Here is a 25,577-nt window from a genome sequence, read left to right as displayed (position 1 = left end):
TTTTAAATACGCTAATAAAGTTAGTGAAACGTCCAAGTTAGTGTATACAAGTTAATTTTAATCATCCCCATTACCGCCTTTTCCTTTTCCGTCCATGTCGGTATCTTGTTCTGGTGGCGGTATTACATTTCCATCATTTAAGATAAGACTTCTATCGTCTCCGCCTTGCAGTGCTGTGGCTAATAATGGGAACATAGATGCCTCTGCACGTACTGTTCTTTCTCTTCCTTCAGCAGTCCTGTTCTTTCCATCTAAATCATATATCGCATCTGCTTCCAAATCACTAAAATATACAGGGTAACGATCATCACTCCCTGGAGCTCCAGATGTATAAAATCCTTTTTGCTTCCCTTCATGAAGTGCAGTAGGTAACATAAAAATAGACTCTTGCCTATTATATCGTGCTATATCACCACTTGGAAATGTGCCCCCTTCCCTAGGATATGCCCCTAAGTAAATACGAATGTTATCTATATTCACATTAGCTATATCTGCTTCATTCTCAATATACGCAATATAATGCTTGATTTCCTCAAAACTATATTCAATATATCTAGTAGGTTTAAAATTAGGATCAGTAGTTACTGTACCATTATCATTAATATTAAGTTCAGGATTTACAGCCCCTAACTTTAGTGCTGGAACTTTTAAATCTGTATAAATATCATACATATCTTTTGCTTGCTTTATAGATATAATTTTTGATGGTTCATTTAAGTAGGCAGGATCAACACAATCTGGACAGGGTGTCACACAAGATGTTGCATACATAAATACACTTAGCAACACTAGTTTACTGAAAATAGAAGGTACTTTAATCGTCATAGTTGGATGGTTTAAAAATTTGTATTTGTAAAAGTAACAAGGTACTACAAAAATTATAAGGGGTAAAAACCCCAAAGTATTTAAGGGGTTTATATGCTTTACTTCGGAAATACCCTCACTCTAAAAAAAGTCCTTTATCCCTAAAATTACTGGGCTATTGACGCAACAAAGAACATATACTCCACAAGATATTTGTACCAACAAAACAAACAAAAGGCGAACACCGAAAAGCCATACAACAGAGTAGGTATTCTTTAAACAACTATTATGAAAACAAAAAACAATTTTAAAAAAACCATGCTACTCTTAGTTGCATTGGTGTGTACTTCCTTCTTTGCTTTGGCACAAGATGGAAATTGCGAAGATTTTAACGAATCTGCAGGAAACTGGCAGCGTAGCAACATCCCAACAGGATCTACGAACAATACAGTTATTAACGCCACTAACGGAATTACAGGATCTTCTGGAACTCCAGGAGATTTCGGACTAAGAGGAGATGACACTTCTGGAAGCACCATCTTATTTAATCAAGTAGACTATCGCGGCGATTTAACCGCAAGAGGAGAATGCTTTTGTTACGATTTTCTTGTCATAAACAACCAGCAAGGACAAACCTCTAACCCTGCCATCATTTTCTATATTGGAGATGCCTCTTCAGGACCAAGAAATTTTACAAAAAGAGCCATTTTTGTCTACAATCAAGCACTCGACGAAAATGACGGATGGGTACGCATCTGTGCTCCTATTCAAACAACGCAAAACGGACAACTACCAACGAGTACAGAAGGAACATGGGTACTTCCTGCAGGGGCTCCAATATCAGACTTTAATGATGTAATGACAGGAGCATCAGGGATTTATTTTAGTTTAGATTTAAATTCAAACCCAGCTGAACGTTATGGATATGACAACATCTGCTTCGATGAATGCCCTGTTGATGTTCCACCTCCAACCGATGAAGGTGCATATTGCTGTGACGAAAGTGAAAACCTAGTGCAAAACGGTAATTTCGAATTTGGAAACCAAGGATTTAGCAGTGACTACAGTCAAAACGGAGCAACACTTCCTGGACAATACGATGTAACAACAAGTGCAGCAGCTTTTGGAGCAAACATTACAGATCATTCTTTCTGTGAAGATCCAACACTATACAGCACAAATGACATGTACTTACTCATAAACGGAAAAACCACACAACCAGCTGGTACCACAAGCGATATCTGGAAAACATCATTAAACTTAGATCCAGAAAAAGAATATCGCTTCTGTGCAAACTTTAAAAACATGCCACAGTGTACCTTCGATATCCTACCAGAAATTGAAATTACTACCAACACAGGCTTTAGCGAAACCGCTACCATCGACGTAGATCCAAACGATCCTTGTGCATGGCAAACCATAAGTTTCTGCTTTACAGGAGACGAAGACATGGACTTTACTATCACACTTAAAGAAGACGGTCTTGGAGACGGTAATGACCTTGCTATTGATGATATAGCCGTTAGCGAACTAAGAGATCCAGAATTAGCTATTACAGTGCAACACCAAGGATTTCCTCAAGTAGTTACAGGTTCTGTAAACACTATAGCAACTTCAGATGATGTATTACCATACGACCCTGAAGTATGTGATGAACCATACTATTGGTTTGTGGGAGAAGTTGACAACTATACCGCTGGATCAACGCCAACAGTAAACACATCTGCTCCTTATGGATGGGGTAACGATACTGGGTACAGTTTGTTCTCACCAGCAGCTTCTGGAGCAACACCTTGGGACCTTACTACTAATTTTGCACCATATCCGTTCCAACAAAACACACTATACATCGTAGCGTTGTTTACCCCTAGTTGTTGTGTAGATTGTGTAGACGATGGCTTTACATACCAGCTTATCTATAACAATAGATCACAAACGCTTAACACCTTAGATATTAGTCGTAATTCTATAGAATGGATTAGAAGCATTTTAGGTACTTACGCTTCTACTATCGGCATAACTCGTGAGCAAGGAGTAGGTAGCACACTTGATACAGAGATGCAAATGACACCTAATCCAGCAAGAGATCGTGTTCAAATTAGTTTGTTAGAAGAAGAAATTCAAACCATTGAAGTCTTCACACTCTCAGGACAAAGAGTAAAAAGTATTCAAGCAAGTATTGGAAACAATCAACTTGACATCGATATTACTTCATTGCAAACAGGCATGTATCTTGTAAATGTAACAACTACAAGTAACAAAAGTTTTAGCCGCAGATTACTCATCGAATAATCTTTCAACTAACTAACTCTTTAAAAGCCTTTCAGGAGAAATCTTGAGAGGCTTTTTTTTAATGGGAAATAGTAGTGGGTCACTACTGTTTTATAGAAAAGCCAATACGTTCGAGGTAGGAAATTTCAGCTAGAGACGCCTTCTCTGCAGCTTCCTTCACTAAAGTACGAAGCGATTCCCTTTGTAAAATGGTATCCAATTGTTTTCTTGCTACATCTCTAAAACGCCAATAGTGATGGGTACATCCTTGTAACACATCTCCAATAGTAGTAACATCCCAAAGCGATAAGGTTTCTAGATGCTCAAAAGCAATTTCACGTATCTCAAAACTATTGCTAGCAGAAGCATACCCTTTTAATTCTTGGATAAAACCTTCTTTTTGATTTTTAGAAAACCCTGCAGTATTAGCAGCTAAAACAAGCCATAACTGTCTAAGATTTCTATCTTGAAACCCAATACTATTTTTTGTAGCCTCTAAATAACGTTCGCGATCTTCAGGGAAATACTGCCATAACTTTAACAGAGCTGTCTCTTGTGTTACATACGAAGGATCTTCTAATAAACTTTCGAAATCATCTTTAATAGCAGCAGGAATTGGCCCATCTTGCGCTAATGCAATGGCTTGTCTTACAAATAGATTATTACTTTCAAAAGCTTTTTTATACAAAGGCAATACGGTGTAAAAATTCTCTCTAGACAATTGATACACGACCTCTTGGCCTATATAGTCGTTTGGAAATGTGAGTGCAGTTTCTAGAAATCTCTTCTTATCTACCAAAGCTTCTGGTGCGAGTGAAGCAATTTCAAAATAAGATTTCATAAAAGAAGACTTCACTAAAGATGTATACGCCTGCGTTGCTTTAAAGGCAGTTTGTTCGAGCCAATCTTTTTCCCATGCTGAAATATCTATAGAGGTGGCTGCTTTTACTTCATCTAAAAAATTAGCTGTGGTTACATTCTTGAATTGATATTTCTTCAAATAACGTTGTATCGCAGTTGTAAATGCATCATCCCCAATACGTTCTCGTAGCATGTGCAATGCCCAAGCTCCTTTCTCATAAAAGGTTAAAGAAGACGCATTAGGATCTAACAGAGACTGCCCTTTGCCCTGCTCGCTCATTTCTATAAGACTGTTAGCAGATTGAAACAATTTCCAATAATAATACTCATCTCCAAAAATAGTGCGCTCTGCTAGTAAAGCGTAATAGGTTGCAAAGCCTTCATGCAGCCAATGATGTGCTCCCGAGGTTTCGGTTACTAAATTACCAAACCACTGATGTGCCAACTCATGTGCATTCACATTTACGTAATTTCGGTCTACAAAGCCAATACTATCTACCACAAAAGCCTGAGAAAAAAGGGTACAGCTTGTATTTTCCATACCGGCATACAAAAAGTCTTTAACGGGTACTTGTTTGTAGGTTTGCCAAGGATAGGCTACTCCTATTTCTTCTTCCAAAAAATCAAATATCTCTTTGGTATATCGATACGTAGGCTCTAGCTGTAAGGTATCTGGTGTAGCAATGAATTGCTCTAGAAGGATACCGCTGTTAGAAAACAATGTCGACCCTGTAAAATTTCCGACGGCAAAAGCAACCAAATAACTCGACATAGGCTGTTCCATATCAAAAAACCAACCTATGTACCCATCACTATCGACCGTATTTTTTAACACCCCGTTACTCACGACCGTTTTCCCATCGGGAACAACTACCGTAAGATCAAATTCAATTTTATCGTTCATGTCATCAATACTGGGTAGCCAATGAGAAGTATTTTTACCTTGACCCTGAGTCCAAATTTGATCTCCAACAAAATACAAAGCCTTCTTGGGTGTGGCTAGATACTCAAAACGAACGCTGTATTCATAGTCCTTTTCAAAATCACCATGCAACCAAATTTTAGTATCATCAAAATGCACTTCTATCTTACCATCTCCTTTACTTTCTGGGTTTATAGGCTCCATAGCAATACCATCTAAGTAGATCTTATCTGTATTTTCTAGCATGGTAAAGGTAACATTTACATTCCCCGTAATTTGTTTTGAGACAGCATCTGGAGTCACAACCGCCGAAACACGTGTAATATCAACAGTGGTAGTTTGTTGAGAAATGGATAGGAATGGAAAAATTAAAAAAAGAAGGTATTTCATAAAAAGATACTAGCAAATGTGTTGCCAAATTAAGTAAATTCGTTGTATGAATCCCAACTTTTTACAAACTCCTATAGAATACCTTAAAGGCGTAGGGCCTAATAGGGCAGATTTGTTAAAAAAAGAATTGGGAATTTTCACCTTTCAAGATTTACTCAACCTCTTTCCCAACAGATATTTAGATCGGACCAAATACTACAAAATAGCAGATTTACAGCGTAACAGTGCCGATGTGCAGGTTATTGGTAAGATCACCCATTTAAAAACAGTAGAACAAAAACGTGGAAAACGTCTCGTTGCTGCCTACAGAGATGCAAATGGGACAATGGAACTTGTTTGGTTTAGAGGCCATAAATGGATCAAAGAAAATCTTAAACTCAACGAGCCTTATGTAGCCTTCGGAAAAACAAATTGGTATAATGGCACTTTTTCTATGCCACATCCAGAGCTAGAGTTACTAAAAGAACACCAAAGTAAATTGCGTTCTGCATTACAACCTATCTATCCATCTACAGAAAAATTAGGGAATAGCGGCATCACAAACAGAGTGATTAACGGGCTCATGGAACAGCTCTTTTCTGAGCTCAAAAATAGCTTTGTAGAAACCCTTTCGCCAAGCATTTTAGAAGCCCTGAAATTAATGCCAAAAGGGCAAGCAATTTTTAATATTCATTTTCCAGAGAATGGGGAAGAATTGGCAAGAGCTCGATATCGATTAAAATTTGAAGAATTATTCTTTATCCAACTACAATTATTATTAAAAAATCTTATACATAAAAGCAAAATTAAAGGGTATCCGTTTACACAAATAGGGGAGCTTTTTAACAGCTTCTACAAAGCGCATTTACCCTTCGAGTTAACGGGTGCTCAAAAAAGAGTGATTAAAGAAATTCGTCAGGATTTAGGAAGCAATGCGCAAATGAACCGACTCCTTCAAGGAGATGTAGGGAGCGGAAAGACCATTGTAGCGCTATTATCAATGTTAATAGCGATTGACAATGGGTTTCAAGCCTGTTTAATGGCGCCTACTGAAATTTTGTCAGTCCAACACTATAACGGTCTATTAGAATTATGTAATAAACTAAAAATCAGTATTTCATTACTTACTGGGTCAACTAAAACTTCAAATAGAAAGAATATTCATGAATCGCTAGAAAATGGGGAGCTAAACATCCTCATTGGCACACATGCGTTGCTGGAAGACAAAGTGAAATTTAAAAATTTAGGACTCGCAATTATTGACGAACAACATCGTTTTGGAGTTGCACAACGTAGCAAGTTGTGGCACAAAAATGAATATCCACCACATGTTTTAGTCATGACTGCTACCCCTATACCAAGAACACTTGCCATGAGTGTATATGGGGACTTAGATATTAGTGTTATTGATGAACTACCTCCAGGAAGAAAAGACATTAAAACTGTACACCGATTTGACACCAATAGACTCAAAGTTTTTAAATTTATTAGAGACGAAATTGCCCTCGGTAGACAGGTGTATATTGTATACCCATTGATACAAGAGAGTGAAGCCTTAGATTACAAAGATTTAATGGATGGCTATGAAAGTATCGCGAGAGAATTTCCGCAGCCAAAATACCAAATCTCAATTGTTCATGGAAAAATGAAACCATCCGATAAAGAATTTGAAATGAATCGCTTTATAAAAGGTGAAACTCAGATTATGGTCGCAACCACAGTCATAGAAGTAGGTGTTAATGTACCCAACGCCTCTGTGATGATCATTGAAAGTGCCGAACGCTTTGGTTTATCGCAATTGCACCAACTTAGAGGACGTGTAGGTCGTGGCGCAGAGCAAAGCTACTGTATTTTAATGACCAGTTACAAGCTATCTGCCGATGCAAAAACGCGCCTAGAAACCATGACGCGCACCAGCGATGGTTTCGAAATAGCCGAAGTAGACCTAAAACTAAGAGGGCCAGGAGACATTATGGGCACACAACAAAGTGGAGTACTTAACCTTAGAATTGCAGACATAATAAAAGATACTGAAATTCTAAAGCTCGCAAGAAGCTATGCCTTTCAAACACTTAAAGAAGATCCTTCCTTATCCTTACCTAAAAATGCAGCCATTAAAAACACCTACGCGCAAATGGCTAAGTATCGGAATATTTGGAATTATATTTCTTAACCATATCGAGGCAGAAACAAAAGACTTAAAATATCTTCTCAATTTTCACTATAATTTAATTGCATAAAATTATATTTGCTACCCTTGAAACAGTAGTGCTTTATGAAGAAATCCCAACTTTCAAATTTTTTAAGAAGTTTAAACCTTATCTATACTACAGATAAAGTGCGTTTTCATGTAGAGCGTTTCAAGAACAAGCAAAAGAATAATGCCTTCAAAAAAGCAAACCCTACAGTCGCTTTACCACCAGACTACTTGATGTACGAGTCTTTTATGATGGATTACAGCGCTTATTACGAACAAGGAAAAAACTCTGCCAAGTGGATTGCTGGACATTTTGGGAAGCACATAGAACTCAAAAACAAAAAAATATTGGATTGGGGTTGTGGTCCAGGAAGAATCATACGCCATCTACCTGAAGTCATCGGAAATGGATGCGAATATTTTGGAACAGACTACAATAAAAAATCCATAGATTGGTGCTCAAAAAACATTCCAGGAATTGCTTTTAACAATAACACCTTAGAAGCAAAATTACCCTACAAAGACAATAGTTTTGATGTTATTTACGGACTCTCAATCTTCACCCATCTTTCCGAAAAAATGCATGATGACTGGTATGCAGAGCTGTATCGAGTACTAGCCAAAGATGGAATTTTACTTCTTACCACTCAAGGCAATAACTACCTATCTAAACTTGCCGAAAAAGAACAAGAAGCCTACCATGCAGGAAAATTAGTAGTCCGAGGTAAGGTAAAAGAAGGACATCGCACCTACTCTGCTTTTCACCCAAAAGCATTCATGGAAAAATTATTCCAGAACAGCACTATTGTAGACCATATTGAAACCAAACCAGAAGGAATTTGGATTCCTCAAGATATTTGGATGGTTAGGAAATAGATTGGTGACGGGTGACCGATGACAGATGAGGGATGAAGATTTCTTGATGTGTTGATTTGAAGATTTATGTTTTTTAGTGCCTTGTTAATTTGAGCCTGTCGAAGCATCGTTGCCACATCACTAAACTTTTAAACTCATAAACACCTCAACTCTTCAACTTTTAAAAAACAACTACTCTTCCAACAATTGCCCTACAAACACTTCAAACTCCGAAACAAAATCATCATACTTCTCCCCTGTTGCGGGCCCATTAAATCCTGTATGTATTTTGCGTACTTCTCCTTTTTTATCTAAGAACAAGGTTGTAGGATAACTTAACACATGATTTAGCATAGGGAGCTTTTCATTTGCTTTTTGTTTGCTACTGGTGCCATATTGCGCTAATAAAATAGGATACGGGACTCCAACAGATGTTTTTAACTTATTAATGGCTTTCATAGCACTCATCTCTGTTTTTGCGTATTCGAAGGCCAAAGAAACGATCTCAAAATCATCACGATGTAGGTCTTTGTAGAACTGAGAGAAATACTTGGTTTCATCTAAACAATTCGGACACCAAGTACCCATGATTTGAACAAGTACAACCTTGTTTTTAAATCGATCATCCTCTAAAGACGCATAGGTTCCGTTTGTATCTTTAAAACGAAAAGCCAGACCATCATACCCATCTTTGATATAGGTTAAACGCTCTGCAGAAGGAAGCTCGTAGTTATTATTTAACGTTGCTACAAAAGGCTCTTTCCAGTGATTACCACTGTAAAAAGAACCTACCATGGTACTATCGGTAACAACGGCTTCAAACAAAAAGGCGTGTGCTCCATCGAAGGTAGAAAGCTTTAAGGTGTCACCGCTCACAATTCCCTCCAAATACCTGTAATCTCCTGTTGTGGTCCTAAAAGTACCAGTAACCAGGTCTCCTTTTTGCTCAAAAATTCCTTTGGCTATATATCTATCTGCTGGAGTTTCAGGAGAAAAAACAGTCTCCCAATTACCAGTAATGTTCGTAGCAGCCTTTGTATGTACTTTAAATCTTGGCGATTCTCCATGCACCATAGTAAAAGGCACTACCCTATCTAAACTTGGTTTTATAAAACTTCCGCTAATTTTTTTGTCAGTATACAAACCTTTAAAAATCCCTTCAAAAACAGGGTGTTCAATATGAATACTATCCCCCAGAATAGTGATGTCTGTAATTTTTACTTCTTCTTCGGCATTGTAAAAAGTCATTGTGGTATCTGCGTGAACCCTTACATTGAATGGAATATCATGACTTTTATCTATTACAAGAGAAGCCCTCCATGGTCCTTGTGCTAATGCGTTTTGAGTGCTCACATTTCCGCAGGAAAAAAAGCCCATAGCGACACAAATAACAATAAAATATTTCATAGGATGTTTTTTTACATAATCTTGGTTCGAAAATCATAAAAGTACTTACAAAAAACCAAGGTATTGTTATCTTTGCTCCTCTTTAAGAAAAATGCACTATGAAGATTTCGTACAACTGGCTTAAACAATTTATCAACACAGACTGGAATGCCGAAGAAACTGGAGAACTATTAACAGATTTAGGTCTTGAAATAGAAGGGATTACACCATTTTCTTCTGTGCCTGGAGGTCTTGAAGGAGTTGTGGTAGGCCATGTACTTTCTTGTGAGCAGCACGAAAATGCAGATCGCTTAAAAGTTACTCAAGTTGACGTTGGGACTGGAGAGCCTGTACAAATAGTGTGTGGTGCACCAAATGTTGCTGCAGGGCAAAAAGTACCCGTAGCTACTGTAGGTACTACATTGTACGATCCAGAAGGAAAACCTTGGAAGATTAAAAAAGGAAAAATTAGAGGTGAAGTAAGCCAAGGAATGATTTGCGCAGAAGATGAGCTAGGACTAGGGAAATCACATGATGGAATCATGGTGCTTGACGAAAATTGTATTGCTGGTACACCGGCTTCGGAAATTTTAGAAGTCGAAAATGATGTCGTATTCGAAATTGGATTAACACCCAATCGTGCCGATGCCATGAGCCACTGGGGAGTTGCTCGCGACCTTCGTGCTGGTTTGATACAAAAAGATATTTCTTTAGAACTCATAACACCTTCTACTACCAATTTTAAGATTGAAAACAGAATGCTTAAAATGGAGGTGCATGTTGAAAACAATGACCTTGCTCCACGCTATTGTGGGGTTACTATCAGTGAGATTGTGGTGCAAGAATCACCATCTTGGTTACAAAATAGATTGAAAGCAATTGGTTTAGCCCCTATTAATAATGTGGTAGATGCCACCAATTATGTATTGCATGAACTAGGGCAGCCGCTACACGCTTTTGATGCTAATAAAATACAGGGCAACGAGGTGCATGTAAAAACTTTGCCAGCTGGAACAAAATTCACTACCCTGGACGGAGTAGAAAGAGAACTACACGAAGAAGATTTAATGATTTGTGATGCAGAAAAACCGATGTGCATCGCAGGAGTTTTTGGAGGTGCAGACAGCGGTGTAACCAATGCAACCAATAGTATCTTTTTAGAGAGCGCTTATTTTAATCCTGTTAGTGTTCGTAAAACAGCAAAACGTCACGGACTCAACACAGATGCATCGTTTAGATTTGAGCGTGGTATTGATCCAAACGCAACAGAATATGCGCTTATGCATGCTGCCATTCTTATTTGCGAATTAACTGGCGGAAATATTACAAGCGATATTATTGATGTGTATCCAAAGAAAATTGAAGACCACCAAGTGTTTTTAAACTACGATAAGGCAACTGCACTTATTGGGCAAGAAATAGACAGAGAAACCATAAAAAACATTTTATCTTCTCTGGAAATTAAAGTAAATAATGTCACAGAAACTGGCATAGGAATGACTATTCCTGCGTATAGAAATGACGTCACTCGTGAAGCAGATGTTATCGAAGAAATATTACGTGTGTATGGCTATAACAATATTGATGTTTCTTCTAAGCTAAACGCCTCTATTGCAAGCACGATTGGTGTAAAAGACTATGAAGTGCAAAATAAAGTTGCCACGCAATTAACAGCTTTAGGTTTTCATGAGATGTTGAATAATTCATTAACATCTCCTACCTATATATCTCTTTCTGAAACTTTAAAAGACGATCACAGTGTTACGATGCTGAACCCTTTGAGCAACGATTTGTCTGTGATGCGTCAATCCATGTTATTTGGCGGACTAGAATCGCTAGCCTACAATACCAACAGAAAGGCTAACAATGTAAAGTTTTTTGAGTTTGGGAACACCTACAAAAACTTTGATAGCGGTAGAGAAGAAAAGAAACACCTCTCATTATTAATAACAGGAAATAAAGCACAAGACAGTTGGACAAATGCTTCAGAAAAGGGAGATTTCTTTTTCTTTAAAGGTATTGTAACGGCAGTTTTAAACAGATTAGGAATTACTAACATTTCAGAAAAAGAAGTAAAAAGTGATCTGTTTTCTGAAGGGATTACTATTGCATCAAACAAGAAAGCCGTTGTTTCTTTTGGAGTAGTTGCTAAGAAAGTGACAAAACACTTTGGTATAGATGCCGAGGTATTATACGCCGATTTCGATTGGAGTACTATTCTAACCATGCTTGATACACAAAACTTTGTGGTACAACCTATTTCTAAGTTCCCTAAAGTAAAACGTGATTTCGCTTTATTACTAGACGAGTCTGTTGGTTTTGGTGACTTAAAAAATATAGCCTTCCAAACAGAAAGAAGCTTGTTGAAAGAAGTACAGCTTTTTGATGTGTACACTGGAAAGAAATTACCTGATGGTAAAAAATCATACGCTTTAAGTTTTACACTACAAGACGAAAACAAAACACTTACCGACAAACAGATTGACAAAATCATGAACAAATTGCAGCAGCGTTTTGAGAAAGATTTTGGAGCTTCACTGCGATAAAAATCTCCCCGCATATACCCTTAAAAATCCTGTTTACAAACAGGATTTTTTTTGTGTAAAAACAAGTAGTTTCCGCAATTTAATTTAAATACTTAAAAATCAAGTATTTACACCTGATTCGTTTTTAACAATCGTTCTTAGTTTTGAAATGTCAAAATATTGGAAGTACTATTTTCTAATATCAAAACATCATTAATGGAGCAGAAACCATATTAAAAACGGGCGGTATCCGAAAAGCCTGAGAGTAAGAAAACAATTTTAAATTTCAATACAATGGAAACAAAAAAATCTCAAATTAAAGCACTACGCTTTACAAACCCGACAAATCATGTAATAGATGTCTCAGGATCATCTTCTGAATCCTTCTCAATAGAAGTAAAAGGAACTGGTTCTTTAACAGGCCTAAGTTACACAATACCAGCTCATGCCAAAGGTAGTATTTATGCTAAACTTAGCCTTATTGCTATGTCGAGCGAAGATGTTAAAAATCTAAATGAATTAGCATTAGGGATGCTCAATGCTTCTCAAAAAGAAGAAATTAAATCTCACGAAAAAATTTCGGCAAGCGCAAACTTAAGTATTTGGAGTTGGTTTTTTGGGGGAGCCGGAGCTTCAGCGTCTTATGAGAAAACAACAGAGATAATGAAATCAAAAGGCCTAACTGAAGCACAAATTACTGAGTTAATGAATACATTTTTAGATATTGCGTCAAAGAGAAATGAAGTTGAAATAAATTTTGATGTAGACAACTCAATGAATGATTATTCTGTATCAGGTGATTTATACCTGTACACACTTTCTGGAAGCATTCAAACAGAAAAAGGAACGCAACAATATAGAATGCTTGCTGACAGAGGAAACGCTGGTGATTTACCTTCTCATGGAGGAGCACCTGCAGAAGGCGAAGTTATTGCACTAAATTAATTTCATCAATACACCTTCAAATAGTAAACTCCCTAATTTAAAAAAATGCTCCATTACCTTGTTCGTATACTGTTAAAGAACTCTTAAGGCACTGTACATACTTGAAGATTTGAATATCTTTGAGATTCACTTATTATTAAGATTTCTATCCAATATGCGAATTTTATTTTTAGCCGCAGTAAGCTTTCTACTTACCAGTTTTAGTGCCTTTGCACAGCAACCGCAAAAACCAACAGCTTCTGAAATTTATCACAAACTACAAAAGCTTAATTTTTTAGGAAGTGCATTATACGTAGCAGCCCATCCCGATGATGAGAATACAAGACTTATTTCTTACTTAGCAAACGATGTACATGCCCGTACCGCATACTTATCACTCACGCGAGGTGATGGTGGACAAAACTTAATTGGTCCAGAAATCAGAGAATTATTAGGCGTAATTAGAACACAAGAATTACTAGCAGCACGAAGAACGGATGGTGGAGAACAACTTTTTACAAGAGCCAATGATTTTGGCTACTCAAAACACCCAGATGAAACTTTAGAAATTTGGAATAAAGATGCTGTGTTAAGCGACGTAGTGAGAGCTATTAGAAAGTTTAAACCCGATGTAATTATAAATCGATTTAATCACAGAAATCCAGGAACTACGCATGGACATCACACTTCATCTGCTATGCTTAGTTTTGAAGCATTTGATCTAGTAGGCGATATCAATAAATATCCAGAAACAGTAGCTACGTTTGGAGCTTGGCAACCAAAAAGACTTATGTTTAACACCTCTTGGTGGTTCTATGGAAGCAGAGAAAAATTTGAAAAAGCAGATAAATCTAAATTAGTCTCTGTAGAAACAGGAAACTACTACCCAGCACTTGGACTTTCGAATGGAGAAATTGCATCCTTGAGTAGAAGCATGCACAAATCGCAAGGTTTTGGTAGTACAGGAACACGTGGGAGTCAGACCGAATATCTTGAATTTTTAAAAGGAGATTTTCCAGAAGACACTTCAAATCTATTTGATGGTATAGACACTAGCTGGTCTAGAATAGAAGGTGGTGCAGCGATTAGGGAGATTTTAATTCCGTTAGAGAAGGATTTCAACTTTCAAAATCCTTCTTTAAATCTTGGCCCCTTATTACGCGCCTATGACCTTTTGGAAAAAACAAAAGACAGCCATTGGAGAACTATCAAATTAGCAGAATTAAAACAACTTATAACAGATTGTAGCGGATTGTTTTTAGAGGCAGTGGCTAACACACAAAGCATCAACCCAAAAGGAAACTTTACGGTAGCTATTGAGGCCGTTAATAGAAGTGCAAATGCAGTAGTTTTAAAATCGGTTACGACAAAATCTGGGAAGGTACTCGCTAGTAATTATATGCCACTTGCTAGTAACACAAAACAACAATTTGAAGTCGAGGTAGTTTCAGAAAACACCTTACCCTCAACTCCCTATTGGTTGACATCTAAAGGTTCTCTAGGAATGTACAATGCGCCACTAGATAAGATTGGATTGCCTGAGACACCAGCGCCTGAGCAAGTTGTTTTTAATCTTGTTATGGGTCAACTAGAAATGAGCATCACAAAAGATGTTGTTTATAAGTTCAACGACCCTGTAGATGGAGAGGTATACAGACCCTTTCAAGTATTGCCCGAAGCATCTTCCAGTATTGCGGAGAAAGTAATCATTTTTGCCAATGAAAAATCACAACAAGTACCTGTCATCGTAAAAGCTGGAAGAGATAATCTTGATGGTACGCTACAATTAAATGCGCCAAAAGGCTGGACCGTTTCTCCGCCGCAGACTTTTGAATTGGAACGCCTTGGCGAAACTGTAACTTTAGTCTTTACAGTGACACCGCCAACAACACAAAGTGAAGGGTATTTAAAACCTTTTATTCAGGTGGGAGATCGTTATTACGATAAAGAACTTATTGAAATTGATTATGATCATATCCCTTACCAATCGGTATTATTGCCAAGCGAAGCAAAAGTTGCTCGTATCAATATTGAAAAAAGAGGAGAAAATATTGGGTATATTGAAGGCGCTGGAGATGCTATCCCAGAGAGTTTAGAACAAATAGGATACAATGTAACGACGATAGATGTTGCTAATATTTCAGCAGAAAAACTAAAACAATTCGATGCCATTGTGGTTGGAATTAGAGCTTATAACACTGTACCAGAAATGGCATTTGCTCAAAAGGAATTAAACAAATATGTTGAAAATGGAGGCACCATGCTAGTGCAATACAACACAAGACATAGAATGGTTACCAAAGACATTGCACCTTATTCGATTGAACTCTCAAGAGATCGCGTTACCGATGAATTTTCTGAAGTGAACATTTTAGCCAAAAAACATGAAGTATTAAACACACCTAATAAAATTACCCAAGATGATTTTAAAAACTGGGTGCAAGAACGCGGCTTGTATTTCCCAAACAAATGGGCAAAAGAATTTACTCCTATCCTGGGTATGAATGACAAAGGCGCTAAGGAATCCAAAGGATCTTTATTAGTAGCCGAATATGGAAAAGGTCATTATATCTATACCGGTTTGAGTTTCTTTAGAGAACTTCCAGCAGGTGTTCCTGGAGCATATCGATTATTTGCGAATCTTATTTCTATTGGGAAGTAACCAAAAAAAAAATGGAAGAACAAGAAAACATAATTCCGAAAGAGAAGTTAGTGTGGAAGAAAAAATTCACACTCGTATTGGTGTTTAATGCCTTGTACATTGTTCTATTTTATTTACTAATGAAACACTTTGCCTAAATGCAACAGATCGATTGGTATATCCTTATTGGAACGTTATTATTTATTGTATTATATGGCACCTACAAATCGCGTGGAAGTCAAAATGTAACCGACTATCTCAAAGGCGGAAGCGATTCTAGGTGGTGGACCATTGGTCTTAGTGTTATGGCAACTCAGGCAAGTGCCATTACTTTTTTATCGACACCCGGACAAGCGTTTCACAGCGGGATGGGCTTTGTTCAATTTTATTTTGGTCTTCCCATTGCCATGGTGGTTATTTGTTTGGTCTTTATCCCTATTTACCACAGACTCAAAGTATTTACCGCCTACGAATATTTAGAAACTCGTTTTGATCTAAAAACAAGAACGCTTACAGCCATTTTATTTCTAGTGCAACGTGGCTTAGCTGCAGGAATTACCATCTTTGCCCCAGCAATTATTCTTTCGGCTGTGTTGGGTTGGGATTTAGTGATGCTAAATGTTATAATTGGTGTCCTAGTAATTATTTACACTGTAAGCGGTGGTACCAAAGCCGTTAGCGTGACACAAAAACAACAAATGGGAATCATTTTTGGAGGCATGTTCTTAGCATTTTTATTAATACTAAACTACCTGCCACTAGACATTACATTTACCAAAGCGCTTGAAATTGCTGGAGCTAGTGGAAAAATGGAAATCCTAGATTTTTCATTCGATTTCAATAACAAGTATACCTTCTGGAGTGGTATTATTGGTGGTAGTTTTTTAGCGCTCTCTTACTTCGGGACAGATCAAAGCCAAGTACAACGATACTTAAGCGGGAAGTCGATGAAAGAAATGCAAATGGGAATGATCTTTAATGGATTACTAAAAGTACCCATGCAGTTTTTTATTCTGCTAGTGGGTATTATGGTATTTGTTTTTTATCAATTTAATAGTTCTCCATTACACTTCAACCCAAGTGCCGTAAACGACGTGCTTGCTTCTGAATACGAAGAAGACTACCGAGCTTTAGAATTTGAAAAAGACAAACTAGAAGTTGCCATCAAAGAACAACAATTACAGTATGCTGTATTGACAGATGAAGGTCAAAAAATAACTGTACGAACTGCAATTAAAGACTTACAAACACAAGAAACTGGATTGAGAACACAATCTAAAGAACTCATCAAAAAAGCAAATCCAGCGGCAGAAACCAACGATAAAGATTATGTGTTTATACATTTTATTTTAAATAATCTTCCGCGAGGTCTAATTGGTTTATTGTTAGCCGTTATTTTAAGCGCTGCCATGTCTTCTACTGCATCTGAGTTAAATGCATTAGGCTCTACCACTACAATTGATTTATACAAGCGCAACAATCAAGGCAAAAGTGATAAACATTATGTAAATGCTTCAAAAGGATTTACTATGTTATGGGGCGTGATAGCAATTCTGGTCGCTTGTGTTGCAAACTTGTTTGAAAACTTAATTGAACTCGTCAACATTATTGGTTCTATTTTCTACGGAAATGTTCTAGGTATTTTCTTACTAGCATTCTTTTTCAAATACGTAAAAAGCAAAGCTGTATTTATCGCTGCCATTATTACGCAAGCCATTATTATTTACATCTGGTATATTGACTTAATGCCCTATTTATGGCTTAACCTAGCTGGATCTGTCTTAGTGATTGCCATTGCGTTTTTATTACAAGGAGTGCTTGGTCAAGCAGACAAGAATGCAGAACCTATTCAATAAAAAAATTTTATGATTTCAAGATTTTATAGACTATTCATCTGTACGTTATTACTTTCTAGTTTGACGAAAGTAACTGCTCAAAAAGCCACTACTTTAACAGACTTCTTTAAATACAATCCAGCGCTAGAACATACTGTAGATACTATTTTTCAATCATTATCAGATAGAGAACGTATTGCTCAAATGATTGTAACCTCTGCTGGTGAATTAGGAAAACCAAATGCTACCGTATTACAATTAGCAAAAGAAAATAAAATTGGAGGAGTTGTTTTTCTAAAAGGGACCAAAGAGAATCATAAAAAAATGATTGATAGTTTAAATGCTATTGGAAACGCTCAAGATCAATTACCGCTGCTCTTTTCTATTGATGCAGAACCTAGTCTTTACAACGGAAGACTGCAAGGCACCGCACCTTTACTAAATACCATAGACATTAAAACCAAAAGACAATCTGACTCTATTGCGCGAATTATTAATAAAGACTTATTGGAAATTGGGTTTCATCAAAATTTTGCACCTGTGGTTGATATTAGTCCACAAAATGAAGCGATTAAAAACAGAAGTTTTGGAAATGACAAAGAACAAGTAATTGCACTAAGTAAAGCATTTATAAAGACAAGTCAAGAACAAGGTATCATTGCAACTGCAAAACATTTCCCTGGTCATGGACTAGTGGTTGGAGACACTCACAAGAAATCTGTTTATATAGATGGTGAATTACAGGAGTTGGATGTGTATCCACCCCTTATTGAAGCAGAAGTCTTATCTATTATGATGGCACATATTACCATTAACAACAATCCTAAATACAATACCAATGAGCTTCCTGCAAGCTGTTCTAGAAATATTGTAACAGGTTTATTAAAAGAAGAATTAGGATTTAAAGGCCTTATTATCACAGATGCATTAAATATCATGAAAGCCGTAACCATTATTGAAAATGCTCCATTAGTAGCTTCTAAAGCAGGTTGCGATATGTTACTCATGCCTATAGATGAAACAAAAACCATCAACTCCATTTTGGAAGAGATACAAAAAGACGAGGCGTATAAGCAACAAGTCTATCAATCTGTAAAAAAGATTATTCGCTTAAAAGTGTGTACTGGTTTACTATAACATTCTTTATCTCACATAAAAAACCCTTAGCAAGATTTGCTAAGGGTTTTGTATTTTAAAGATGGTTGTTATTATTTAGCTCCCCACTCTTTTAACGATTTTTTGTTTAAAGCAACGTAATCCATGTTACCCGCTTTTTCTGCTTGTGCCATAGATGCTTTAGCAGCTTTTATCGCTCCTTTAGTATCTCCAGATTTTGCATAGATTAAAGACTGCTGTCTTTTGTACCAGTAAGCGTTATCGTTTGAAGCAACTGCTTTGTCAATCCAAGTTTTTGCTTTATTGATGTCTTTCCCTGTTTCTAGGTAATAAACAGCAGCATTATAATAGTCTCTTCCACTTGGCTCTCCCATTACTCTATCAATGTTTGCAGATACCATTTTATCTGTCATCACTTTAAAAGGAATAGCAACATACGTCTTATCCCACATGATACCTAAGTTAGCACCATCGTTTTTAAGATCGTCAAAAGACATGGTAAAGGTTTCAACACTCATAGGCATTGCGTAGGTTTGCGCAGTTAATTGTGCAACTACTTTACTATCATCCCATTCTTGAGGAGTTCCCCAGTTTTGAGTGTCATTATAGAAATACACTTCCCAGTTTTTAGCACCTGGCTTTGTGAAGATAGCATAGGTCCCAGCTTTTACTTCTTTTCCAGCAATCATGACATCATCACCAAAAGTGATCATTGAGTTTTGGTTTGCTCCCGTTCGCCACATCTTGTCATAAGGAACTAAATCACCAAAAATAGTACGACCTTTTACAGAAGGGCGAGAATATTTTACAGTTACATCTGTTAATCCAACTTTTTGTTCTAATGTTTGAAACGGGCTTGGTGCCGGAGTTTCAATTTGTGCGCTTGTTACTAGTGTCATGGCCACCATAGCAACAAATAAAAATACGTTTTTCATAGTGTTATGTTAATTGTTTATAATCTCGTAAAAGTACAAAATGCACCCTATACCCCTTTGTTAACAAAAGCCTAAAAAAGATTCCATTTTCTGTTTACCTTTACAAAATGACAAAACGTTTTATTGCTGAAATAATAGGAACCTTTGCCCTTGTTTTTTGTGGTACTGGAGCCATGGTCATTAATGACTTTACGGGAGGTACCGTAACACATGTTGGTATTGCCATCACTTTTGGACTCATCGTTATGGGCATGATTTATGCCTTCGGAGATATTAGCGGTGCTCATATGAATCCTGCAGTCACTATTGCCTTTGCATACGCAAAAAAGTTTCCCTGGAAGGAAGTTCCGCTATACGCACTTGCCCAGCTCATAGGTGCCTTTATTGCTAGTGGCTTACTCTTGTATTTATTTCCCGATAGCGAAACCCTAGGTGCCACCTTACCACAACTCTCGGCACTAAAAGTGTTTATTTTTGAAGTCCTGCTCTCCTTCTTTTTGATGGTTGTAATTATAAACGTTTCTACAGGCTCTAAAGAAATTGGCGTCATTGCAGGAATTGCTATTGGTAGTGTTGTACTGCTAGAAGCTATGTTTGCTGGACCTATTACAGGAGCCTCTATGAACCCAGCTCGTTCTATAGCTCCTGCTGTTGTTTCTGGAAATATAGCCGACCTATGGATTTACATCTTCGCTCCTGTAGTTGGTTGTGTATTAGCTGTAGTTAGTTGCAAATTGGTCAAAGATGAACAATGCTGCGATGATGAGTGTTAGTTTTTCTTCGGAAATTCCCTAAATAGAAACCCCTTCCAAAAGATTAAGTGTTAGAAAGTAGCATCGGAACATAAAATTTCCGAAGTGAGGCTTGCTATCTTTTTATTTTTTTGTTTAACATTAACATTTAAACATGAAACAAATGTTTATTTTTAAAAATTAAAATCTTAGTGTTCATATTTTATGTTTATTGCTAAAATAGGAAACACAAGTAACAGCCTAGCCTAATGAAGATATACACATTACACACCAAACAAAACCTCCCCATTTCTAAAGAAAAAGCGTGGGAATTCTTATCGGACCCAAAGAACCTCAAATCCATAACCCCAGAATCTATGGGATTTGATATTCAATCTGGTGCAGATAGAGCAATGTACCCCGGACAACTTATCCAATATATGGTGACTCCGTTACTGGGTATTAGAACAAAATGGGTGACAGAGATTACACACGTAAAAGAAGGCGTTTACTTTGTGGATGAACAACGTTTTGGACCCTATGCGCTTTGGCATCACAAACATTTTCTAAAAACTATTGAAGGTGGTGTAGAAATGGAGGACATTATAGACTACATGTTACCCTTGGGTTGGTTAGGACAATTAGTACATCCATTTTTAGTAAAACAAAAACTAAATAAGATTTTTGAATACAGAAAAAACAAACTTGAAGAACTCTTTGGAACCTTATAACATTTCAAAAGACCAAAACACATGAAAAATATTTTACTCATTGGAGGTTCTTATGGTATTGGAGCAAGTATTGCTTCACTACTAAAAGATGAACACACCATTTATGTTGCCTCCAGAACGAACGATCAAATACCACAAGGAGTTACACACTTCGAATTTGATGCACTTACAGACGACATCAACACATTGGCACTACCTGAAACACTAGATGGCTTAGTATATTGCCCAGGAAGTATCAATTTAAAACCCTTTAAAAGGCTCAAGCGAGAAGCATTTCAAGAGGATTTAAATGTTAATTTTTTATCCCTAATGCAAATAACACAAGCATTATTACCTAAATTAACAACTTCAAATCAAGCGAGTTTGGTGTTTTTTAGTACAGTAGCGGTAAAAGTTGGAATGCCTTTTCACACAAGCGTCGCTGCTGCAAAAGGGGCTATTGAAGGTTTTTCAAAAGCATTGGCGGCAGAATATGCTCCCAAAATGCGTGTCAACGTTATTGCGCCCTCTTTAACAGATACACCACTAGCTGGAAGGTTATTATCTAATGAAGAGAAAAAAGAGAAAATGGGAGAACGTCATCCACTAAAAAGAATTGGTACTACCACAGATATTGCCAATCTTGCTTGCTTCTTATTAAGCGATCAATCTAGCTGGATTACAGGCCAAGTAATTGGCATTGATGGGGGTAAATCCACACTCCAAACACAATAGCATGGCAGACAAAGTAAATATATTTTGGTTTCGGAGAGATTTGAGATTAGAAGACAATGTAGGCTTTTATAACGCCCTCCGTGGCAAACAACCAGTACTTCCAATTTTTATTTTTGATACCGAAATTTTAGATAAGCTACCTAAAGACGATGCCCGTGTAACGTTTATCTACAACACACTGCAAGACATGAGAACAGCTCTAGAAACTCATGGGAGCAGTCTTGCCATTTATTATGGAAAACCGTTAGCTATTTTTAAAGAGCTTTGTAAAACGTATGCCATTCAGAATGTTGTAACCAATAGAGATTATGAGCCTTATGGACAAGAAAGGGATGCGAGCATTAAAGCATATTTAGCAACACGCCAACAAGATGATGGAGATTACCATATAGGTTTCTACGATTATAAGGATCATGTTATTTTTGAAAAAGACCAAGTTGTAAAAGAGGACGGACTCCCTTATGTTGTTTACACACCTTATAAAAACAAATGGAAATCTATTTTTAAACCTGAAAGCCATTTAAAATACTACCAAACCAGTAACCACTTTAGTAATCTATATAAAAGTAAATCTCTTCCGAATACAACATTAGAAAAAATGGGCTTTGAGAAAGCATCTATTACTGTACCCATGTACAAGGTGACTCCAACACTCATTCAGAATTATGAAGAAACCAGAGATTTCCCAGCACTAAATGGCACCTCGAATCTTGGTCCGCATTTACGTTTTGGAACAGTAAGTATTAGAGCCATGGTTAAAAAAGCCATTGCTGAAAAGAATGAAGTTTTTTGGAGTGAGCTTATCTGGCGTGAGTTTTTTATGCAAATATTTTGGCATTTCCCTCACACTCAAGAAAAAGCCTTTAGATCAAAGTATGATAGGATTGAATGGAGAAACAACGAAGCTGACTTTGAACGCTGGAAAAACGGAAATACAGGATACCCTCTAGTCGATGCAGGCATGCGAGAATTAAATGAAACCGGACACATGCACAATAGGGTACGCATGCTAGTAGCTAGTTTTTTATGCAAACACTTGTTAATAGACTGGCGTTGGGGAGAAACTTATTTTGCCGAAAAATTATTAGACTATGAACGCTCAAGCAATGTGGGTAACTGGCAATGGGCCGCTGGAAGTGGTGTGGATGCAGCACCATATTTTAGAATCTTTAACCCTATCACACAGGTTGACAAATTTGACAAGCAACACACCTACATCAAAAAATGGGTGCCAAAATACAACACAGATGCCTATCCAGATATGATGGTAGATCATAAAATGGCAAGAGAACGTTGCCTAAAAACATACAAAGAAGCAGTAAACAACTAATACTTAACTATGTACACATTATAATTATTTTTGCTTTTTATCTTAAAAATATGCTTTTAATCGCATTTTTATTTATATTTAACCCTAATTAACCGATTATAAGATTAGCATTGTCCCAAATATATGCTTATGGAAACGCCCCTAGAAACCTTTAGTAACGAGGAAATTACAGTTACTTTTGAACCAAGAAAATGTGTAAATGCAGAAAAATGTGCTCGCGGACTTAGTGATGTTTTTAGAACATCTGTAATTCCTTGGATTGATTTGGATGCTGCACAAACGCAAGAAATTATTTCTCAAATAAAGAAATGTCCTTCTGGCGCTCTTAATTTTTGTTCTCATACAAATTCAAACTAATCGTAAGTAGCCTACTACAAAACTTGCATGTTGCATACAATTTTACTACTCTTGCAGAGTTACTAAAGTGTACTTAATTAACCCCACCATTATGAATATAAAAACACTCCTCACTACGGTATTGATTACATCTGCTCTTTTAACCAATGCCCAAACTCAAGAACAACCTGACAACACTATTGAAGGGCAATTTATTAAAGTTATTGACAAGTCTAATAACTACCAAGAATTTAAGGTTATTAAAAAGTCAAAACTGGCTGTTTTACGCAAAAACATTTTAGATTCTATTGCTACTCTAGAGAAGTCTATTGAAACAAAAGATGCTACTATTGCATCACAAGCAACTACGATAAGCGGTTTAGAAAGCAACCTTAGTACCACGCAAAACAATCTTAGTATTTCTCAAGAAAAAGAAGACGGTATTGAATTGTTTGGGATGATGACTAAAAAAGCTACGTATAACACCCTTTTATTTTCTGTAATTGGTTTACTATTTTTAGGCTTACTATTTTTCATCTTTAGATTTAAAAACAGCAACTCAATTACAAAAGCTACTAACAACAAGCTATCTGAAATTGAAAGTGAGTTTGAAGCCTATCGCCAAAAGAAATTAGAAGACGAACAGGTACTGCGAAGAAAATTGCAAGATGAGATTAACAAGAATAAATAGTCATCACCAATTAACTAAACATAAAAAATCCCAATCACTTTTACATGATTGGGATTTTTTAATTCTAATATTTCAGAAATACTAAGAATCTAATCTAGTAATCTTAGCACCAATAGCTCTTAATCGCTCGTCAATATTTTCGTAACCACGATCTATTTGCTCTATATTATGAATGGTACTGGTTCCTTTGGCAGAAAGTGCTGCAATTAATAAAGAAATACCGGCACGTATGTCTGGAGAAACCATGGTGGTTGCTTTTAACATAGATTCAAAGTTATGCCCCATTACTGTAGCGCGGTGCGGATCACACAAAATAATTCGTGCCCCCATATCGATTAGTTTATCTACAAAAAACAAACGGCTTTCAAACATTTTTTGATGTATCAATACGCTTCCTTTGGCTTGTGTACATACTACCAAAACAATACTCAATAAATCTGGAGTAAATCCAGGCCAAGGAGCATCTGCAACGGTCAATGTAGATCCGTCTATATAGCCTTGTATTTCATATCCATCTTGAGAAGGAATGTAAATATCATCTCCTTTTCGCTCCAATGTAATTCCTAATTTTCTGAAGGTATTAGGAATCAATCCTAAATTATCCCAACTTACATCTTTAATGGTAATTTCACTTCTAGTCATAGCAGCCAAACCAATCCAGCTACCAATTTCTATCATATCTGGAAGTACTCTATGTGTACATCCACCTAAACTTTCTACACCATCGATAATAAGCATGTTAGAACCAACACCTTTGATGTCTGCTCCCATGGAATTTAACATCTTACACAACTGCTGTAGATAAGGTTCACAAGCTGCATTGTATATAGTCGTAGTTCCTTTTGCCAAAACGGCTGCCATCACAATGTTAGCAGTTCCAGTAACCGAAGCCTGGTCTAATAACATGTATGCACCAGTAAGTCCGTCAGGAGCTTCAACCCCATAAAAACGTTCTTCTTTGTTATATCTAAATGTTGCGCCAAGGTTAATAAAACCTTCAAAGTGCGTGTCTAATCTTCTTCTACCTATTTTATCTCCTCCCGGACGCGGAATATATCCTTTTCCAAAACGAGCCAGTAAAGGCCCCACAATCATAATAGAACCGCGTAGTGAACTTCCCTCCTTTTTGAAGAGTTCAGACTCTAGGTATTCTAAATTAATATCATCTGACCTGAAAGCATACTTTCCTTTACCTAGTTTCTGGATTTTTACACCTAGATTACCTAAGATTCCTATGAGTTTATTGACATCTACAATATCTGGTATGTTTTCAATAATCACCTCATCTGGTGTTAATAAAACGGCACACAGAATTTGCAAAGCTTCATTTTTAGCACCTTGCGGACGGATTTCACCTTTTAATTTGTGTCCTCCTTCAATTTGAAAAGTTCCCATATATTATA

19 protein-coding genes are annotated in these 25,577 nt (G+C 36.9%); 14 read left to right on the top strand and 5 right to left on the bottom strand.

What is annotated here, in order from left to right; genetic code table 11:
• Window positions 1-57 precede the first annotated feature (57 nt).
• Window positions 58-825, bottom strand: coding sequence for a hypothetical protein (locus ACY2RS_RS11870; RefSeq protein ID WP_490098875.1), 768 nt, complete (start codon window positions 823-825; stop codon window positions 58-60).
• Window positions 826-1,092: 267 nt separating this feature from the next.
• Between ACY2RS_RS11870 and ACY2RS_RS11865 the strand changes: the two genes are divergently transcribed.
• Complete coding sequence (locus tag ACY2RS_RS11865; protein WP_490098874.1) at window positions 1,093-3,096, top strand: T9SS type A sorting domain-containing protein; 2,004 nt, start codon at window positions 1,093-1,095, stop codon at window positions 3,094-3,096.
• Between the two features lie 82 nt (window positions 3,097-3,178).
• On the opposite strand, the gene ACY2RS_RS11860 is transcribed toward ACY2RS_RS11865, so the two are convergent.
• On the bottom strand, window positions 3,179-5,248 hold the full coding sequence (locus ACY2RS_RS11860; protein ID WP_490098873.1) for a M1 family metallopeptidase: 2,070 nt from the start codon (window positions 5,246-5,248) through the stop codon (window positions 3,179-3,181).
• Window positions 5,249-5,294: 46 nt separating this feature from the next.
• Between ACY2RS_RS11860 and recG the strand changes: the two genes are divergently transcribed.
• Window positions 5,295-7,400 carry an ATP-dependent DNA helicase RecG gene (gene recG / locus ACY2RS_RS11855; protein WP_490098872.1) on the top strand — a complete coding sequence of 702 codons (2,106 nt, stop codon included), beginning with the start codon at window positions 5,295-5,297 and terminating at the stop codon, window positions 7,398-7,400.
• A gap of 102 nt (window positions 7,401-7,502) precedes the next feature.
• Complete coding sequence (locus tag ACY2RS_RS11850; protein WP_490098871.1) at window positions 7,503-8,300, top strand: class I SAM-dependent methyltransferase; 798 nt, start codon at window positions 7,503-7,505, stop codon at window positions 8,298-8,300.
• A gap of 171 nt (window positions 8,301-8,471) precedes the next feature.
• Here ACY2RS_RS11850 and ACY2RS_RS11845 read toward each other — a convergent pair whose 3' ends face one another.
• Window positions 8,472-9,686, bottom strand: coding sequence for a TlpA disulfide reductase family protein (locus tag ACY2RS_RS11845; protein WP_490098870.1), 1,215 nt, complete (start codon window positions 9,684-9,686; stop codon window positions 8,472-8,474).
• A 98-nt stretch (window positions 9,687-9,784) separates the two neighbouring features.
• On the opposite strand from ACY2RS_RS11845, the gene pheT reads away from it, so the two are divergent.
• The 5 genes from pheT (at window position 9,785) to ACY2RS_RS11820 (ending at window position 18,727) form a co-directional block, all read left to right on the top strand.
• Window positions 9,785-12,211, top strand: a complete 2,427-nt coding sequence (gene pheT / locus ACY2RS_RS11840) for a phenylalanine--tRNA ligase subunit beta (RefSeq protein ID WP_490098869.1) — start codon at window positions 9,785-9,787, stop codon at window positions 12,209-12,211.
• A gap of 273 nt (window positions 12,212-12,484) precedes the next feature.
• The gene (locus ACY2RS_RS11835; RefSeq protein WP_490098868.1) at window positions 12,485-13,135 is read left to right on the top strand and encodes a hypothetical protein; all 651 of its coding nucleotides are present in this window, start codon (window positions 12,485-12,487) and stop codon (window positions 13,133-13,135) included.
• A 154-nt stretch (window positions 13,136-13,289) separates the two neighbouring features.
• Complete coding sequence (locus ACY2RS_RS11830) at window positions 13,290-15,776, top strand: PIG-L family deacetylase (RefSeq protein WP_490098867.1); 2,487 nt, start codon at window positions 13,290-13,292, stop codon at window positions 15,774-15,776.
• A gap of 137 nt (window positions 15,777-15,913) precedes the next feature.
• Window positions 15,914-17,611, top strand: coding sequence for a sodium:solute symporter family protein (locus ACY2RS_RS11825; RefSeq protein ID WP_490098866.1), 1,698 nt, complete (start codon window positions 15,914-15,916; stop codon window positions 17,609-17,611).
• 9 nt (window positions 17,612-17,620) lie between these two features.
• Entirely contained in the window at window positions 17,621-18,727 is a 1,107-nt protein-coding gene (locus ACY2RS_RS11820) for a glycoside hydrolase family 3 N-terminal domain-containing protein (protein WP_490098865.1), read from the top strand.
• Between the two features lie 71 nt (window positions 18,728-18,798).
• Here ACY2RS_RS11820 and ACY2RS_RS11815 read toward each other — a convergent pair whose 3' ends face one another.
• Window positions 18,799-19,641 (bottom strand): DUF2911 domain-containing protein, encoded by an 843-nt coding sequence (locus ACY2RS_RS11815; protein WP_490098864.1) that lies wholly within the window; start codon window positions 19,639-19,641, stop codon window positions 18,799-18,801.
• Between the two features lie 107 nt (window positions 19,642-19,748).
• Here ACY2RS_RS11815 and ACY2RS_RS11810 point away from each other — a divergent pair, with 107 nt between their 5' ends.
• From ACY2RS_RS11810 to ACY2RS_RS11785, 6 genes are all read left to right on the top strand, one after another.
• The gene (locus tag ACY2RS_RS11810; protein WP_490098863.1) at window positions 19,749-20,414 is read left to right on the top strand and encodes an MIP/aquaporin family protein; all 666 of its coding nucleotides are present in this window, start codon (window positions 19,749-19,751) and stop codon (window positions 20,412-20,414) included.
• Window positions 20,415-20,641: 227 nt separating this feature from the next.
• Window positions 20,642-21,103 (top strand): SRPBCC family protein, encoded by a 462-nt coding sequence (locus tag ACY2RS_RS11805; protein WP_490098862.1) that lies wholly within the window; start codon window positions 20,642-20,644, stop codon window positions 21,101-21,103.
• Window positions 21,104-21,124: 21 nt separating this feature from the next.
• Window positions 21,125-21,817 (top strand): SDR family NAD(P)-dependent oxidoreductase, encoded by a 693-nt coding sequence (locus tag ACY2RS_RS11800; RefSeq protein ID WP_490098861.1) that lies wholly within the window; start codon window positions 21,125-21,127, stop codon window positions 21,815-21,817.
• 1 nt (window position 21,818) lies between these two features.
• Window positions 21,819-23,147, top strand: coding sequence for a cryptochrome/photolyase family protein (locus ACY2RS_RS11795; protein ID WP_490098860.1), 1,329 nt, complete (start codon window positions 21,819-21,821; stop codon window positions 23,145-23,147).
• Between the two features lie 129 nt (window positions 23,148-23,276).
• Window positions 23,277-23,504 carry a (4Fe-4S)-binding protein gene (locus tag ACY2RS_RS11790; RefSeq protein ID WP_490098859.1) on the top strand — a complete coding sequence of 76 codons (228 nt, stop codon included), beginning with the start codon at window positions 23,277-23,279 and terminating at the stop codon, window positions 23,502-23,504.
• A gap of 91 nt (window positions 23,505-23,595) precedes the next feature.
• Window positions 23,596-24,174, top strand: a complete 579-nt coding sequence (locus ACY2RS_RS11785; RefSeq protein WP_490098858.1) for a hypothetical protein — start codon at window positions 23,596-23,598, stop codon at window positions 24,172-24,174.
• An 81-nt stretch (window positions 24,175-24,255) separates the two neighbouring features.
• Here the strand turns inward: ACY2RS_RS11785 and murA are convergent, their stop codons facing one another.
• A complete protein-coding gene (gene murA, locus ACY2RS_RS11780; protein WP_490098857.1) occupies window positions 24,256-25,569 on the bottom strand; it encodes a UDP-N-acetylglucosamine 1-carboxyvinyltransferase in 1,314 nt (437 codons plus the stop codon).
• Between the last annotated feature and the right edge of the window lie 8 nt (window positions 25,570-25,577).

This window comes from Patiriisocius sp. 208BN25-11 (assembly GCF_058147145.1).
This window is presented reverse-complemented; position numbering and strand designations above follow the sequence as displayed.

Coding starts and splice junctions, on each gene's coding strand:
- recG (WP_490098872.1), top strand. CDS start 5,295: ATGAATCCCAACTTTTTACAAACTCCTATAGAATACCTTAAAGGCGTA.
- murA (WP_490098857.1), bottom strand. CDS start 25,569: ATGGGAACTTTTCAAATTGAAGGAGGACACAAATTAAAAGGTGAAATC.
- ACY2RS_RS11865 (WP_490098874.1), top strand. CDS start 1,093: ATGAAAACAAAAAACAATTTTAAAAAAACCATGCTACTCTTAGTTGCA.
- ACY2RS_RS11830 (WP_490098867.1), top strand. CDS start 13,290: ATGCGAATTTTATTTTTAGCCGCAGTAAGCTTTCTACTTACCAGTTTT.
- ACY2RS_RS11795 (WP_490098860.1), top strand. CDS start 21,819: ATGGCAGACAAAGTAAATATATTTTGGTTTCGGAGAGATTTGAGATTA.
- ACY2RS_RS11800 (WP_490098861.1), top strand. CDS start 21,125: ATGAAAAATATTTTACTCATTGGAGGTTCTTATGGTATTGGAGCAAGT.
- ACY2RS_RS11805 (WP_490098862.1), top strand. CDS start 20,642: ATGAAGATATACACATTACACACCAAACAAAACCTCCCCATTTCTAAA.
- ACY2RS_RS11790 (WP_490098859.1), top strand. CDS start 23,277: ATGGAAACGCCCCTAGAAACCTTTAGTAACGAGGAAATTACAGTTACT.
- ACY2RS_RS11835 (WP_490098868.1), top strand. CDS start 12,485: ATGGAAACAAAAAAATCTCAAATTAAAGCACTACGCTTTACAAACCCG.
- ACY2RS_RS11815 (WP_490098864.1), bottom strand. CDS start 19,641: ATGAAAAACGTATTTTTATTTGTTGCTATGGTGGCCATGACACTAGTA.
- ACY2RS_RS11870 (WP_490098875.1), bottom strand. CDS start 825: ATGACGATTAAAGTACCTTCTATTTTCAGTAAACTAGTGTTGCTAAGT.
- ACY2RS_RS11850 (WP_490098871.1), top strand. CDS start 7,503: ATGAAGAAATCCCAACTTTCAAATTTTTTAAGAAGTTTAAACCTTATC.
- ACY2RS_RS11820 (WP_490098865.1), top strand. CDS start 17,621: ATGATTTCAAGATTTTATAGACTATTCATCTGTACGTTATTACTTTCT.
- pheT (WP_490098869.1), top strand. CDS start 9,785: ATGAAGATTTCGTACAACTGGCTTAAACAATTTATCAACACAGACTGG.
- ACY2RS_RS11845 (WP_490098870.1), bottom strand. CDS start 9,686: ATGAAATATTTTATTGTTATTTGTGTCGCTATGGGCTTTTTTTCCTGC.
- ACY2RS_RS11785 (WP_490098858.1), top strand. CDS start 23,596: ATGAATATAAAAACACTCCTCACTACGGTATTGATTACATCTGCTCTT.
- ACY2RS_RS11860 (WP_490098873.1), bottom strand. CDS start 5,248: ATGAAATACCTTCTTTTTTTAATTTTTCCATTCCTATCCATTTCTCAA.
- ACY2RS_RS11810 (WP_490098863.1), top strand. CDS start 19,749: ATGACAAAACGTTTTATTGCTGAAATAATAGGAACCTTTGCCCTTGTT.
- ACY2RS_RS11825 (WP_490098866.1), top strand. CDS start 15,914: ATGCAACAGATCGATTGGTATATCCTTATTGGAACGTTATTATTTATT.